The sequence below is a fragment of the Roseinatronobacter domitianus genome (assembly GCF_023336755.1).
GTDB lineage: Bacteria > Pseudomonadota > Alphaproteobacteria > Rhodobacterales > Rhodobacteraceae > Roseinatronobacter > Roseinatronobacter domitianus.
This window is the reverse complement of the sequence record NZ_JALZWP010000001.1, coordinates 57,223-71,872: the sequence shown is the minus strand read 5'-3', so window position 1 is coordinate 71,872 and position 14,650 is coordinate 57,223. Positions and strand designations below refer to the sequence as shown.

At 62.7% G+C, this 14,650-nt stretch carries 12 protein-coding genes; 1 reads left to right on the top strand and 11 read right to left on the bottom strand.

Features of this window, described 5'->3' with window-relative positions; all coding sequences use genetic code 11:
• Positions 1-3: 3 nt before the first annotated feature.
• From M3N55_RS00355 to dusB, 11 genes are all read right to left on the bottom strand, one after another.
• The gene (locus M3N55_RS00355; protein ID WP_249055304.1) at positions 4-240 is read right to left on the bottom strand and encodes a twin-arginine translocase TatA/TatE family subunit; all 237 of its coding nucleotides are present in this window, start codon (positions 238-240) and stop codon (positions 4-6) included.
• A gap of 134 nt (positions 241-374) precedes the next feature.
• On the bottom strand, positions 375-1,229 hold the full coding sequence (locus tag M3N55_RS00350) for a GGDEF domain-containing protein (protein ID WP_249055302.1): 855 nt from the start codon (positions 1,227-1,229) through the stop codon (positions 375-377).
• A 123-nt stretch (positions 1,230-1,352) separates the two neighbouring features.
• Positions 1,353-2,660 (bottom strand): GTPase HflX, encoded by a 1,308-nt coding sequence (gene hflX / locus M3N55_RS00345; RefSeq protein ID WP_249055300.1) that lies wholly within the window; start codon positions 2,658-2,660, stop codon positions 1,353-1,355.
• 11 nt (positions 2,661-2,671) lie between these two features.
• Complete coding sequence (gene hfq, locus M3N55_RS00340) at positions 2,672-2,905, bottom strand: RNA chaperone Hfq (RefSeq protein WP_071470717.1); 234 nt, start codon at positions 2,903-2,905, stop codon at positions 2,672-2,674.
• A gap of 147 nt (positions 2,906-3,052) precedes the next feature.
• On the bottom strand, positions 3,053-4,573 hold the full coding sequence (locus tag M3N55_RS00335; protein WP_249055299.1) for a potassium transporter TrkG: 1,521 nt from the start codon (positions 4,571-4,573) through the stop codon (positions 3,053-3,055).
• Positions 4,574-4,631: 58 nt separating this feature from the next.
• Complete coding sequence (gene trkA / locus M3N55_RS00330) at positions 4,632-6,008, bottom strand: Trk system potassium transporter TrkA (RefSeq protein WP_249055297.1); 1,377 nt, start codon at positions 6,006-6,008, stop codon at positions 4,632-4,634.
• Between the two features lie 69 nt (positions 6,009-6,077).
• Positions 6,078-7,454, bottom strand: a complete 1,377-nt coding sequence (gene ntrX, locus M3N55_RS00325) for a nitrogen assimilation response regulator NtrX (RefSeq protein ID WP_249055295.1) — start codon at positions 7,452-7,454, stop codon at positions 6,078-6,080.
• 5 nt (positions 7,455-7,459) lie between these two features.
• Positions 7,460-9,694 carry a sensor histidine kinase NtrY-like gene (locus M3N55_RS00320; protein ID WP_249055887.1) on the bottom strand — a complete coding sequence of 745 codons (2,235 nt, stop codon included), beginning with the start codon at positions 9,692-9,694 and terminating at the stop codon, positions 7,460-7,462.
• A 125-nt stretch (positions 9,695-9,819) separates the two neighbouring features.
• Entirely contained in the window at positions 9,820-11,214 is a 1,395-nt protein-coding gene (locus tag M3N55_RS00315) for a response regulator (protein ID WP_249055293.1), read from the bottom strand.
• Entirely contained in the window at positions 11,214-12,320 is a 1,107-nt protein-coding gene (locus tag M3N55_RS00310) for a two-component system sensor histidine kinase NtrB (RefSeq protein ID WP_249055291.1), read from the bottom strand. Before M3N55_RS00310 ends, M3N55_RS00315 begins: the two co-directional genes overlap by 1 nt.
• Entirely contained in the window at positions 12,317-13,303 is a 987-nt protein-coding gene (dusB, locus tag M3N55_RS00305) for a tRNA dihydrouridine synthase DusB (RefSeq protein ID WP_249055289.1), read from the bottom strand. Before dusB ends, M3N55_RS00310 begins: the two co-directional genes overlap by 4 nt.
• Positions 13,304-13,496: 193 nt before the next feature.
• Here dusB and M3N55_RS00300 point away from each other — a divergent pair, with 193 nt between their 5' ends.
• Entirely contained in the window at positions 13,497-14,648 is a 1,152-nt protein-coding gene (locus tag M3N55_RS00300) for a bifunctional 2-C-methyl-D-erythritol 4-phosphate cytidylyltransferase/2-C-methyl-D-erythritol 2,4-cyclodiphosphate synthase (RefSeq protein WP_249055286.1), read from the top strand.
• Positions 14,649-14,650 lie beyond the last annotated feature (2 nt).

Below are 14,650 nucleotides of genomic sequence, written 5' to 3'. Positions count from 1 at the left end.
CGATCAGACCCGGTCCTTGCTGCTGTCCTTGTCAGTCTCGGGTGTGACATCGCGCGCGGTTTTGGCGGCGTCGTCATCCTGCTTCTCAATCTCTTCAGAGCCGTCCTTCAGACCCTTCTTGAATGAGGTGATGCCCTTACCGACTTCGCCCATCAGCGCACTGACCTTGCCACGCCCGAACAGGACAAGCACGACAACCGCGATGATGATGAAGCCCGCTGGGCCGATATTGTTGAGCATGTCATTCTCCCTTTGCCGGGCCAGCATGTGACGGACCCGAACCCATCGTATTCCATTTATGGATTAACACGCCCTAATCAAAGCCCCAAATTGCGCCAAGCGACAAAAACAGCGGGGCCTTGCCTGTCTTTGGCTTATTCTGCGGCCTGCAAGGCATAGGCGCGCATCATATCTTCGGCACCCTGAACGCGGTTGCGCCCACCTTCCTTGGCGGCATAAAGCCGGGCATCGGCAAGGGCGATCAGGCCATCGCGTGTGTCGGTCTGCTCATCCATCGTGGCCACGCCAAGGCTGGCGGTAAAGCCGACATGGCGGTAATCGCGCACAACAGCGGCCTCGACGACAGCGCGCAGCCGTTCGGCAATATCCAGCGCGGTCAGGTGGTCAGCCATGACCAGCACGCCGAACTCTTCACCGCCAAGGCGCCCAAGAAGGTCGCAGCGGCGCAATTCGGATTGCACGACATGCGCCACCGCGCGCAGCACCGCATCGCCCGCAGCATGGCCGTGGACATCGTTAACGGCCTTGAAGTGGTCAAGGTCGAACATAATCAGGCTACACGGCCGCCCACTGCGCTGATAGGTTGCGGCCGCGCGTCCAAGGTCGGACATGAAAGCACGGCGGGTCAGCGCCTTGGTCAGCACGTCCAGATGCGCTTCGGACCACAGCGCGTGTTGTTCGGCCACCAGCACGGCGAACCCCGCCAGCAGGTGCGAGGCACCCGATTCGAATTGTTCGGCATAGGCCCGCAACATGCCGAAACGACGGCCTTGCGTGACAAGCGGGTGTTCAAAGCAGGCCAGATGCTCGTCAGCCGGAGGGCGCGGCTCTCCATCCAGTTGGATGGTGACATGCCGCGCGCCGATGGTCTGGCGGATCAGATAGAAGATGGTGTCATAATGCCCCGGTGCGGGCGCATCCGCATCTGCAAACTCGGGCATCTGTGCCAAGTTTGCGGGCTTTTGAGGGCTATGCATTGAACTGCTCATGACGACACCTGTTTGGTAACGTCATCCTTTTTGCGCTTAACCATGAACTGGGCAAGGCGGGAATGTGGCAAGAACTTGTTAACCTTAACCATTGTCTGATGGGGCGCGCTTTCGCAGAGCCGATCAGTCCCGGTGGCGCAGCGCCCGGAACCGGGCTTGCTGGCGATCGGACCAATGCACATGCAGCACCGACTCGGCGTCGCCCTGTGTCTCGGCCTCTACCACACCCTGTTCGTAAAGCCATGCGCGCAACCGCCCGTCGGCATGGGTTAGCGTGACCGTATCATGGTGGCGCGCGTCATCAAGCTGTGCCGTGATGGCGCCAAACAGCGCGTCCAGTCCGGCACCTGTCAGGGCAGAGCCGACAAAAACGCCCTCGGCACGCTCTGCCTGCCGGTCGACCTGCAACCGGGTCGCGTCGTCAAGCTGGTCCGCCTTGTTCCACAAATCGATTCGCGGAGTATCGTCGTCCACGCCAAGCGAGGCCAAGACCTCTGCAACATCGGTGGCCTGCACTTCGGTCGAAGGATGGGCAATATCGCGAACATGCAGGATCAGATCGGCTTCCAGCACTTCTTCGAGGGTCGCGCGGAACGCAGCGACCAAAAGCGTGGGCAAGTCAGAGATGAAGCCCACGGTATCAGACAGGATCACATTCTTGCCCGTTGGCAGACGCACCGCCCGCATGGTCGGGTCGAGCGTGGCAAAGAGCATATCCTTTGCCATGACATTCGCACCGGTCAGGCGGTTGAAAAGCGTGGATTTTCCTGCGTTGGTATAGCCGACAAGCGCCACCACCGGGTAAGGCACCTTGCGACGTGCGGCGCGGTGCAATTCGCGGGTTTTGGCGACCTTGTCCAACTGGCGGCGCAGGCGGGTCATCTGCTCGTCAATGGCGCGGCGGTCAGCCTCTATCTGGGTCTCGCCGGGACCGCCGACAAACCCCAACCCGCCGCGTTGGCGTTCAAGGTGGGTCCATGCCCGCACCAGCCGCGTGCGTTGGTAGCTGAGCGCGGCCAGTTCGACCTGCAACACACCTTCGCGCGTGGCAGCACGATCGGCAAAGATTTCCAGAATCAGGCCGGTGCGGTCGAGCAGCTTGACGTTCCACGCCTTTTCAAGATTGCGCTGCTGCACCGGCGATACCGGACCGTCTATCAGGACCAGTTCAATCTCATCCGCTTCCAAAGCCTGCCGCAGCTCTTCCAGCTTGCCCTTGCCAAATAATTGGCCCGGATGGGCGCGCGGCAGGCGCACGACCTGCCCGCCCCGCACATCCAGCCCCGGCAACGCATGGGCCAGCGCCATAGCTTCTGCCAAGGCGTCCTCCGGCTCTCGCGGGCCGGGTTTGTTTTTAAGTTCTGGATGCAAGACGAACGCGCGAGTCAGGCGTTTGCCACCCTCGCCGCCCAATTCCGTCAGGTCGATCAATTCGCGAGCGATCAGCCTTCACCCTCGTATAGAGAGATCGGCTGACCCGGCATGATGGTCGAAATCGCATGCTTGTAGACAAGCTGGCTTTGCCCGTCGCGCCGCAGCAGCACGCAGAAATTGTCAAACCATGTGATCACGCCTTGCAGCTTGACCCCGTTTATCAGGAATACCGTAACCGGCACCTTGTTCTTGCGAACATGATTCAGAAATGCATCTTGCAGATTTTGTTTATCGCTGGCCATGCGCTTGCCTTTTTGTCAGGGCGGTTTGCTATACGCAGAGAGCCTCGTCTCCCCATTTGCCCAGTATGAAACGGCTTGTGCGAAACTTCTAGCCCTGACGCGCACAAATTTGCCCCATTGGCGAAATTTGCAAGCCGTTTTGCGCGCTTAACGCCCCAGCCTTGGCCAAAGCACCGACAACAGCATCAGCAATTCCAGCCGCCCAAGGATCATGCCCAGCGCCATGATCGCGCGCGCGGGGTCGCCCAGCGCCGCGTAAGATAGTGGCTCTGGCCCGGCGATCTGCGCCAAGGGGCCGGTGGTCGTGATCGCGGCGCTGGCATAGATCAGCGCATCCTCCAGCGGATGACCCAGCAGCACCAGCGCCATAACCAGCGCCGACAGGGTTAAGATGAACACCATCAGAAACAGCCAGGCCGAGAAAGCGCCTTCGCTGCGCAAACCGCGCAAGCGCGGCCCATCGCCGCCCATACCAGAGGGATGGATAAGTTTCTCGGCCTCGTGCTTGGCCTGCCAAAACAGCGCGAAACCGCGTAGCAGTTTCAGCCCACCCGCTGTGGTGGCAATTCCGCCACCCAGCATGGCCAGCCCCAGCAGCACGATGCCGGCAGGACCAGCATAGGCTGTCAGATCGGGCGCGCCAACGGTGCTGACGAACCCCGCCGTGCCCAGAAAGGACAGCGCGGTAAAGCCGGTGCCCCACAATTCGGCCAGGGCGCGTCCGGGCGCGGCGGCCAGCCCACCCGCACCATTGATCGCCCAAAGCCCGAATGTCACGATGGCCAGCAGCAGGGCCGCAAAGCGCAGTTCATCATCGCGCCAGACTGGCCCCGAATCCTGCGGCACAACCGCGCCGGGCCATCCGCGCCGCGTCAGGGCCAACCCCAGAAAAAGCGCAATCGCCAGTTCCTGCGCTATGCTATCGACCATGCCCCAATGCGGCACGATCCCAGAGGTGGACAGGGTAGACATGGCATAGACCAGCCCCACCAAAGGCGGCACGCCTTGCACAGACAGAACCACCCACAGCAAGCCCGTCACCCCGGCATAGGCGGGTGCGATCAGCCGAATATGCGACCAAAGGCGGCTTAGGTCGGCTTGCCCCGCGTCAACCCCGATCTGAGTCGCGCGCATCTTGCGCGACCAGTCGGGCAACGTGCCAATGGCTTGCGAGCGTGCGGTCACAAGGTCATAGCCCCCCATGTTCATCGGGGCCAACAAGGCTGCCGCGTAGACCAATACGAACAGCCCACCCAGCCACGCCGCCATCGCGCGCCAGACCAGCAGGCTGCGCGGCATATCCGGGTCAAGCACGGTTGCGCCCGTGGTGGTAAAGGCGGCGACCATTTCGAACCAGGCGTCGAACAGCGGCAGACCACCCGGCGCGGCTTCTGTCACCGGCAGCGCCATGAACAGCGGGATCACCAGGTAGGACGCGGTCAGAATGTAGAACGGGTGCGCCAGTGGACCGGGCTTGCGCTTTAGATTGCGCCGCGACAGGTAAATCAGGCCAGCAATGCTGCCAAGCAAGCTGGCGGAATACAGAAACGCCCGCGCGCTTTCATGTTCGCGCAGGGTAAAGCCCAGCGCGGCGGGCAGAATCATCGCCCCCGCCGTGACGGCCATCAACACGGCCATGACCGTCGTGCCGCGCGCGCTGTCTTTCATCGGCGCCCCTTTCGGCTGTCGTCGCGTGGCCTGCCTGCCGGATGCGGCGCCACGGCGGTCAGAAATGCTCTAGCGCGACCTGCAACAGGGCATCGACCTGCGGCACGTCTTCGGTCAAGGCAAAGACAACGACCTGATCGCCCTCTTGCAAGACCATGCGACTGTTGGGTTTCATGAATTTTCCGGCGCGCAGCACCCCGATCAGCAAAGCCCCTTCCGGAAAGGCAATGTCGCGGACCGCGCGACCCGCAATCTGGGAACTGCTCAGGACCTTGGCCTCGATCACCTCGGCCTCGCGGTCGCCCAGCATGTAGACGGACCGCACCAGCCCATGCCGGATATGGCGCAGGATGGAACTGACCGTCAGCGCTCGCGGGTTTATATAGGCATCCACGCCCATCGCATCGGCCAGTGAAACCATGCCCGGATCATTGACCAGAGAAATCGCCATGCGTGCGCCCATGCTTTTCGCACGCACCGCCGCCAGCAGATTGGTGCGGTCGTCGTCGGTCAGAAGCAAAACCGCATCAGTTTTCGAGATACGGGCTTCGTCCAGCAGGTCGGCATCCATCGCGTCGCCATGCAGCACGATGGAGCGCTCCAGCGCGTCGGCGGCAATTTCCGCCCGGACGCGGTCGCGCTCTATGACCTTGACGCGCACGCGCTCTGGCTGGCTTTCAAGCATCCGTGCCACCGACAGGCCAACATTGCCACCGCCGATGACCAGCACGCGTTCCTGCTTCGGGGCTTCCTTGCCGAACACCTCGAACACCCGCGAGACATCATCGGCATCCAGCAATAGGTAAACCGCATCGCCTGCGAAAAGCTGGTCTTCGGGTTCCGGCGCGAACATATGGCCCCCGCGCCGCACCCCGGCCACCATGACCCGCAATGTCGGAAACAGTTCTGACAACTGTCGCAACGGCGTGTTCAGCACGGCACATTTGTCATCCAGCACCAGCCCCAGCAGCAAAGCCCGGCCGTCGAAGAATTCATGAACATCGAAAGCCGACGGATAGGCCACCCGCTTCATCGCCGCCAGCGAGACTTCGCGTTCGGGGCTGATGATAACATCGATGGGCAGGTGTTCGCGTCGGAACAGATCGGAATATTTCGGGTCCAGATATGTCTGGGCGCGCAAACGCGCGATTTTCTTGGTCACGCCAAAGACGCTATGCGCGACCTGGCATGTCACCATGTTGACCTCGTCGGAATAGGTCGCGGCGATGACCATATCGGCGTCGCGCCCGCCCGCCTGTTCCAGAATCGCAGGATAGCTGGCAAAGCCAGTCACACCCTGCACATCCAGCGTATCGGTCGCCCGGCGCACCAGAACGGGGTTGTTATCGACGATGGTGACGTCATTACGTTCGCCCGACAGGTGGCGGGCAATCTGCCAACCCACCTGCCCTGCGCCACAGACAATGATCTTCATGGCCCGCGCCCCTTGGTTGCGGATATGGAAGCCCCTGATGTGCCAGCCCGCGCGCGGGCTTGCAAGGCTTTAGCCTTTGGCCGACAGTCGCGCGGTGTTCACGCCCAGCGATTTCAGCTTGCGATGCAGCGCCGAGCGCTCCATACCCACGAAACTGGCGGTGCGGCTGATATTGCCGCCAAACCGGTTGATCTGTGCCAGAAGGTATTCACGCTCGAACAATTCCCGCGCCTCGCGCAGCGGCAAGGTAGCCAGTGATCCCGACAGGATCAGACCGCGCCCGCCTTCGTCGGGCACACTATCGGCCTGAAGGTCGGAAATCTCTATCGGGCGCCCCGCATCGCCCAGGATCAGCGCGCGCTCTATCATGTTGCGCAACTGGCGGATATTTCCCGGCCAGGACAGCGTTTGCAGATGCGCGCGTGCGCCATCATCCAGCACGCGGCGTGGCAAGCCCTGCGCAGCATGCAACATGTCAATGAAATGCTCTGCCAGAAGCGGAATATCCTCGCGGCGTTCTTCCAGCCCCGGCACGCGGATCGGCACCACGTTCAGCCGGTCATGCAGTTCCTGCCGGAACAACCCATCGCGCACACGGGCGCCCAGCTCTTGCGTTGTCGCGGACATAACCCGCAGATCGACACGCACCTTGTCAGCACCGCCGGTGCGGATGAATTGCTGTTCTACCAAGACCCGCAACAGCTTGGATTGCGTGCCCAGCGGCATGTCGGCGACTTCATCAAAGAAGATCACGCCCCCATGCGCCTGCTCCAGCAAGCCCGGCTCGACCCCGCGGTCAGGCCCTTCGCGCCCGAACAGAACCTCTTCCATGCGCTCGGGTTCGACCGCCGCCGATGTAACCGTCACGAACGGGCCAGAAGCGCGGTCCGAATTCTCATGCACGAAACGGGCGGCCGCTTCCTTGCCGCATCCGGGCGGGCCGGTGAACATAAGCCGCGCGTTAGAGCCAGTGACCTTCTCCAACTGCCCGCACAGCGCCCGGTAAGCGGTGGATTCGCCCAGAAGCTGCGCCGACCCGACCTCGCGGCGCTTCAGGTCCAGGTTTTCGCGGCGCAAACGCGAGGCTTCCATCGCGCGCCCGATCACCACCATCAGCTTGTCGATGTTGAAGGGCTTTTCGATGAAGTCATACGCACCTTGCTTGATCGCAGCCACGGCAATTTCCACGTTGCCATGGCCAGAGATGATAACAATGGGAATATCCGGGTTCGACCGCTTGACCGACATCAGAATGTCGATCCCGTCCATCTTGCTGTCCTTCAACCAGATATCGAGGATCATCAACGCCGGCGGCTCTGCGTTGACTGCCGCCATCGCTTGATCGGAATCGGCTGCAAGCCGGGTTGTAAACCCTTCATCTTGCAAGATTTCCGAAATCAGCTCGCGGATATCGCGTTCGTCGTCGACGATAAGTATGTCACCCATAAGCGTTACCCATATTCCTGTGTGTCGTCTGAAATCTGAACGGCGGCCAGCATTGGCAGCCTGATATCGGCCATCGCGCCGCGCCGGGGCGCACCATCGGGGCCGGTGGCATCCGTCAGCCGCAAAGTGCCGCCATGTTCTTCTATGATCTTGCGCACGATAGACAGGCCAAGCCCGGTTCCTTCGGCGCGGGTCGTCACATAAGGTTCGAACAGCCGGTTGCGGTCCTGCGGCAAGCCAATGCCATTGTCGGTAATGGTAATGTGCAACTGGTCGGGGGCCGCATGCATGACCACGCCGATCTCGCCACTCGGGCTGGCGGGGTCTTCGGCATGGCGGCTGGCGATTGCCTCTCCTGCATTTTTGATAAGGTTGGTGAAGGCCTGCGCCATCATCGTATCATCGACTTCGACCACCACCGGGTCGGCAGGCAGCGACAGGGCAAAGGCAATCTCTGGCTGGCCACTTTCTTGCAACAGCGTGCAATCGCGCAAGATCGACACAAGGTCATGCGGGCGGCGATCCGGTTCGGGCATACGTGCAAAACGCGAGAATTCATCGACGATGCGGCGCAGGTCATTGGTCTGGCGCACAATAACCGTTGTCAGTTGCGACAGACTCTCGGCATCCTCTCCGTCCAGCTTGCGACCGAATTTTCGCGCAATCCGTTCCGCTGAAAGCTGGATCGGCGTCAGCGGGTTCTTGATCTCATGCGCGATACGGCGGGCAACGTCGCCCCAAGCGGCCATACGCTGGGCGCTAACCAACTCGGAGACATCATCGAAGGCAACCACATAGCCTTCCAGCCGCCCATCGCTGCGGCGCCGCTCCGCAAAGCGCACCAGCACCGTCTCCAACCGTCCCGACCGCACCAAGCGCAATTCCTCTTGCACGCGGTCTTGCCCCGGCGGCGCGGCGCGCAGTCGCTCGATAAGGGGTAGAAATTCGGGCGCGATTTCGGACAGATCGGGCGATTCTGACGGGTCTGAGGTGACGTCCAACAAAGTTTCCGCCGCTCGGTTAATGAAGGCAAGCCGTCCCTCGGCATCCAACCCGATCACACCCGCAGTCACAGAGCCCAGCACCGAATCGAACAGCCGCCGCCGCGCATCGATCTGGCGGTTGTTTTCCAGCAGGCGTTCGCGCTGCCCCTTGAGCTGACGGGTCATCTGGTTGAACACGCGCCCCAGAAGCGCCACCTCGTCATCATCGCGCATGACACGCACCTGCACATCCAGATCGCCCGCGCCGACCTGTTCGGCGGCCTCGACCAATCGCCCGACAGGACGCGCCAGCCGCTCGGCAAAGTTCAACCCCATCCAGACAGCGGCAAGAATCAGGATCAGCGCGAAACCAAGATAGAGCGCGCCGAACTGAAACAGAATGCGCCCGCGATCCTGTTCAAGTTGCTGATAAAACGCCACAGTTTCGCGTGTGTCATCCAGCAGCGCCAGGATCTCACCATCGACCGCCCGCGAGACATACAGGAAGCGGTCAAAATACTCGCCCAGCGGGACCAGCGCGCGAAACTCGTTCAAGGGCCAATCACGGATCAGCACCACACCATCGCGCGCAGCGCTGATATCCCCAGCACTTGGCGGGACATAGTTGAACCGGTAGGACCGCTCGCCCCGCGCCCGGATTTCGCCAGTGCCGTCGATCACAAAGGCCACACGCAACCCACGCTGCACGCGTGCCTGTGCTTCGGACAAAAGGTTGCGCAACTCGCCCTCGCCCAACATGGGAAAGACCCGTCGCGCGGCATCCAGATAGTCTGCCAAATCCTGAGCGTCTGCACGCAGGTCGCGCTCTTGTTCGAACTGGTAGGCTTCGGCGGCGGCCAGAGAGTTGCCGACCACGCGCTGCACCCGATCAGAGAACCATCCCTCCAGCCCGACATTGAGCGTGATGGCGGCAAAGACCGCGACCGTAATCGTGGGCACCATTGCAATCGCGGCAAAAAGCGTGGTCAGCCGCAGATGCAGGCGCGACCCGGCGCTGTCCTTGCGTCTTGCGGCCACAAGCCGGGCCACGCGCACCGCAACCAGCCCTGCCACCAGCAACATGTAGACAAGGTCGGCCAGCAACACGAGCGCCAAGCCGGACGTGCTGAACACGCCGTCCAATGGCCCCAGCGCCAGCAGCGTCAGCAAGACCAGCAGCGGTCCCGCCAACACCAGCGCGACCGTGCCGCCGGTTGACCTGCGCCGCTCGCGCAGGCCCGCCAACTGCCCCAGCATGCCAGAGTAGAACGCCGCTTGCCCCAATGAACCCCCGCTTTTCACCAATATGCCGGGGCATTTCCCCCGATTATGTGGGGATTGTGCCACAGGGAATGTGGTAATTCTACATCAAACTCGGCGCATCAGGCCAGCTTGCGGCGGCGCGACACCTCTATGTCAAGTTCGGTAATCTTCTTGCGCAAGGTGTTGCGGTTGATCCCCAAAAGCTCGGCGCAACGCGCTTGATTGCCGCCGGTAGCATCAAGCGCAATCTCAATCAGCGGCACCTCTATTTCGTGCAAAATCCGTGCATATAGCCCCGGCGGCGGCAGGTCCTGCCCATGCAGGTCGAAATAGCGCTTCAAGTGGCGGGCCGCCGATTCGGACAAAGATTCGCCGCCGATATCCTCGCCCACAGCCATTGCCGAGGGCTGGCTTTTAAGCGCCAGTTCCATCTCTGACCGGGCGATATTGGGGTCTTGGCCGGTCAGGGTAAGCCGCCGCAGCGTGTTCTGCAATTGGCGCACATTGCCCGGCCAGGAATAGCCGCGCACCAGTTCCAGAGAGTCGGGTGACAGCGCGCGCAAAGTCGCGCCATCATCGGCGGCCTGTGACAGGAAATGCTGCGCCAGCGGTTCCAGATCGTCGATCCGTTCGCGCAGCGCAGGCACGGCCAGCGTGACCCCGCTTAACCGATAATACAGGTCTTCGCGCAGGCTGCCTTCGCTCATGCAATGGGCAAGGTTTGTCTGCGCGGTGGCCATGATGCGCGGGCCATCATCGGGCAACCCGTCCAAAAGCCGCGCGACCCGCAACTGAGCTTCTGCCCCATAGGACGCCAGCTCATCCAGCAACAGCGACCCGGAGCGCACACGCGACACCAGCGCCTGCGCGGCATCCGGGCTGCGGAAATCCTCTGCCGTGGCCGAAATAAAGGGCTGCCCGCGCCGGTCCGACAGGTCATGCAAAGTGCGCGCGATCAGCGATTTTCCGGTGCCGGATTCGCCCGTAATCAGCACCGGCATGCTGGAATTCATCACCCGCGCGATCAGGCGATACAGTTCCTGCATGACCGGGGTGCGCCCGACCAGCGGCAGGCCTTCCATGCTGGACATGTCGCCGCGCGGTGCGGGTCTGGGCAACAGGTCGGCCTGCGCCGACGCCGCGACGAGTTTGCGGTTCTTCATGGCCGCGCCTGCGCGTTTCAGCAGATCCGGCAGGTCGAAGGGCTTGGGCAGATAATCATGCGCATCCACCTCGTTGGCCTGAATGGCCGTCATGATGGTGTTTTGCGCTGAAATCACGATGACTGGCAGATCGGGGCGTTCCTGGCTGATTTTCGGGATCATTTCGATCCCGTTGCCATCAGGCATCATCACATCGGTAATAACCAGATCGCCGCGCCCTTCCTCGACCCAGCGCATCAGCGTGGTCAGGCTGGAGGTGGCATGCACCTTGCATCCCGCGCGTGTCAGCGCCTGGGTCAGCACCGTGCGGATGGTGCGATCGTCATCGGCAACCAGAACAGTGCCATCCATCAGGAAAGCTCCTTTTGTTGTGCGGTGCGCGACCCGGCTTCGGGAGCGCGTGGCAGGGAAATTCGAAACATCGTGCGTCCGGGGCGGCTTTCGACCGACACCCAACCGTCATGCGCCGAGATAATCTTGGAGACCAGCGCAAGCCCCAGCCCGGTGCCGTTCTCGCGTCCCGACACGAACGGGTCGAACACTTCTTCGGCAATCTCGGGCGGCAAGCCGGGGCCATCATCAACGATTTCAACATGAATTGGCAGCGCCACCTCTTGCCCACCGGCCGCACGCACGCGCAAGGATTGCTCAAAGAACGTGCGAATACGGATACTGCCGCCATCTGGCTGCGCTTGGGCCGCATTCTTGAGCAGGTTCAGAAACACCTGCAACAATTGGTCGCCATCGGCCCAGACCGGCGGAAGCGACGGATCATAAGCATCACGGATGCGCATATGCGCGGCAAAGCCCACTTCGGCCGAGCGGCGCGCGCGTTCCAGAATGTCGTGAATATTGATCGCGCGACAGATCGGCGGACGCTGGTTGCCGAATTGCTCGACCTGGTCCAGCAGGTTCACGATCCGTTGGGTTTCAGCCACGATCAGGTCGGTCAATTCACGGTCCTGCGGGCCAAGCCCCATAGACAGAAGCTGCGCCGCCCCGGTAATCCCCGCCAGCGGGTTTTTGATTTCATGCGCCAGCATTTGCGACATGCCGATGGCAGAGCGCGCGGCGTTGCGGATACCGTCCACCTGCCCCAGTTTGCCCGCAATTTCGCGCGGGGTCACAAGCATCAGCACCAGATCGGGCCGGTCCACCATCGGCGCAAGCTGAATCGAGCATTGCACCGGTGGGCGCATACCGATGATAAGCGCGGCATCATTGATGAACACCGGCGCACGGTTGTTGCGGCAGCGTTCCAGCGCGCGGTCGATCTCTGCATCGACCTCTATCAGGCGCACAAGCGGGCTGTTCAGCACAGCGCGGCGCGACAGGCTTAAAAACTGTTCTGCCGCAGGGTTGCAATCGGCGACGCATTCGCGCCCGTCCACCTGCCCGATCATGAAAGAGGGCACTGGCAAGGCCGCCCAGATTGTGCCGGTGGCGGGGGGCGTCATGCTGCGGCCTCTTGATCGGGGGTTAACAGGTCTGGAAGCAGCGCCAGAACCTGTGCCGGCGCGGTTGCAGTCAGCACCGCCCGGCGCGCAGACGCGCCGCCGCCTGCGGCTTCCGCGTACCAGCCCAGATGCTTGCGTGCCACGCGCAGCCCAAGGTCGCGGCCATAAAAGCCAAGGATCGCCTCGTAATGCGCGCCGACCAAGGCGACCAGATCAGCCCCTTGCGGCGCAGGCAGCACGGGCTGGCCAGCCAGAACCGCCGCGATCTGCGCCAAACGCCAGGGGCGCCCCTGCGCGCCGCGCCCGACCATAACGCCAGCCGCACCGGATTGCATAAGCGCCTGCCGCGCCGCGTGCGGCGAGGTGATATCGCCATTCGCCACGACCGGAACATTCACCGCCTGCACCACCGGGGCAATCGCCGACCAATCGGCCTGTCCTTTGTAGAACTGGCACCGGGTGCGGCCATGGATTGTGACCATCCGAACGCCCGCCCCCGCCGCGCGGCGGGCAAGTTCCGGCGCGTTCAGACAATCGTCATCCCAGCCCAGCCGGGTCTTGAGCGTGACCGGCACATCCACCACGCCCACCACAGCATCGATCAGCCGCAGCGCGTGGTCCAGATCGCGCATCAGCGCAGAGCCGGACAGCCCGCCCACGACCTTTTTCGCAGGGCAGCCCATGTTTATGTCGATGATCCGCGCGCCTTGACCCGCCATCATGCGCGCGGCTTCGGCCATCCAATGCGCCTCACGGCCCGCAAGCTGCACGGCGGTCTGCCCATCCGCGACCCCAAGTTCTGCCTTGGCACGGGTCGAGGGGCGGGCGCGCACCATGTCTTCACTGGCGACCATCTCCGACACCACCAAAGACGCGCCGAAACCGGCGACCACCCGCCGGAACGGCAGGTCGGTGATCCCGGCCATAGGGGCCAGAAGCACAGGGCAACTTGTGCCCACATCAAAGGGGAACAGAACAGTCATCGAAGGCAGCAGCGGATATGGTTCATGCGTGAAGAAATAGCCGCAAGGCCGGGCCAAGTCCAACCCAACCCATGCATTCTTGGCGCATTTTTCATCATGCGCTTATTTTTTAGGCAAATAATATGGGGGCTCGCGCGCATTGTCAGCAAGCGGCGGCTGCGCGTATAGAAGGCAGAACAGGACCGAGGGGCGCATGAGCAATTCCACCGCAGCTATTATCGTTGCCGCAGGGCGTGGCACCCGCGCGGGCGACGGCCTGCCCAAGCAGTGGCGCTTGCTTGGCGAAGGCTGCGTGCTGGACCATACGTTGGACGCCCTGCGCGCGGGCGGGCTGACCCGACTGGTGCTGGTATTACATGCCGACGACATCGCGCGCGCGGCGTCACTGGACCTGCGCGGCGTGACGATCGTGACGGGCGGAGCGACGCGCACCGCCTCTGTGCGGGCCGCGCTCAATGCCTTGGCGGCAGACCCGCCTGACCGCGTTCTGATCCATGATGGCGCACGCCCCTTCGCCTACCCTCGCGTGATTGGCGATGTGATCGCCGCTCTGGGCCGTAATCCCGCCGCAGCCCCGGCCTTGGCCGTGGTCGATGCGCTCTGGCGCGGGGCAGATGGCGCGGTCGGCGTGCCTGTGCCGCGTGACGGGCTCTATCGCGCGCAAACCCCGCAAGGCTTTCATTTCGCGCCCTTGCTGGCGGCCCACAAGGCTTGGCAGGGCGACGCGCCCGACGACGTCGAAATCGCCCGTGCCCATGGCCTGCGCGTGGCGCTGGTCGCGGGCTGCGAGGATAACTTCAAACTGACCTACCCCGCCGACTTCGCCCGCGCAGAGGCGATACTGCAACGAAGGACACCGCAGATGACCGATATCCGCCTTGGCAATGGCTATGATGTGCACCGCTTTGGACCCGGCGATGGCTGCTGGCTGTGCGGTGTCAAGGTGCCGCATGATCGCGCGCTTCAAGGCCATTCCGATGCGGATGTGGGCATGCACGCTTTGACCGACGCTATTTACGGTGCGCTGGCCGAGGGCGACATTGGCCGCCATTTCCCGCCCTCGGACCCGCAATGGAAAGGCGCGGCGAGCCATATCTTCCTGCGCCATGCAATAGAGCTGGCCCGCGCGCGTGGGTTCAGGCTGGCCAATTGCGATGTAACGCTGGTCTGCGAGCACCCCAAGATCGGACCGCACGCGGGCGCGATGCAGGCGGCCTTGGCCGAGATCATGGCGGTCGAGGTCGGGCGCATCAGCGTGAAGGCCACCACGTCGGAACGGCTGGGATTTACAGGGCGGGAAGAGGGCATCGCCGCGATTGCGACGGCTTGTCTGGTGGCGGGGTAGCG

What these genes read in the sequence shown, in the direction of transcription:
- M3N55_RS00355 (WP_249055304.1), bottom strand. Translation starts at nt 240, where the DNA reads ATGCTCAACAATATCGGCCCAGCGGGCTTCATCATCATCGCGGTTGTC.
- M3N55_RS00350 (WP_249055302.1), bottom strand. Translation starts at nt 1,229, where the DNA reads ATGAGCAGTTCAATGCATAGCCCTCAAAAGCCCGCAAACTTGGCACAG.
- hfq (WP_071470717.1), bottom strand. Translation starts at nt 2,905, where the DNA reads ATGGCCAGCGATAAACAAAATCTGCAAGATGCATTTCTGAATCATGTT.
- M3N55_RS00335 (WP_249055299.1), bottom strand. Translation starts at nt 4,573, where the DNA reads ATGAAAGACAGCGCGCGCGGCACGACGGTCATGGCCGTGTTGATGGCC.
- trkA (WP_249055297.1), bottom strand. Translation starts at nt 6,008, where the DNA reads ATGAAGATCATTGTCTGTGGCGCAGGGCAGGTGGGTTGGCAGATTGCC.
- ntrX (WP_249055295.1), bottom strand. Translation starts at nt 7,454, where the DNA reads ATGGGTGACATACTTATCGTCGACGACGAACGCGATATCCGCGAGCTG.
- M3N55_RS00320 (WP_249055887.1), bottom strand. Translation starts at nt 9,694, where the DNA reads ATGCTGGGGCAGTTGGCGGGCCTGCGCGAGCGGCGCAGGTCAACCGGC.
- M3N55_RS00315 (WP_249055293.1), bottom strand. Translation starts at nt 11,214, where the DNA reads ATGGATGGCACTGTTCTGGTTGCCGATGACGATCGCACCATCCGCACG.
- M3N55_RS00310 (WP_249055291.1), bottom strand. Translation starts at nt 12,320, where the DNA reads ATGACGCCCCCCGCCACCGGCACAATCTGGGCGGCCTTGCCAGTGCCC.
- dusB (WP_249055289.1), bottom strand. Translation starts at nt 13,303, where the DNA reads ATGACTGTTCTGTTCCCCTTTGATGTGGGCACAAGTTGCCCTGTGCTT.
- M3N55_RS00300 (WP_249055286.1), top strand. Translation starts at nt 13,497, where the DNA reads ATGAGCAATTCCACCGCAGCTATTATCGTTGCCGCAGGGCGTGGCACC.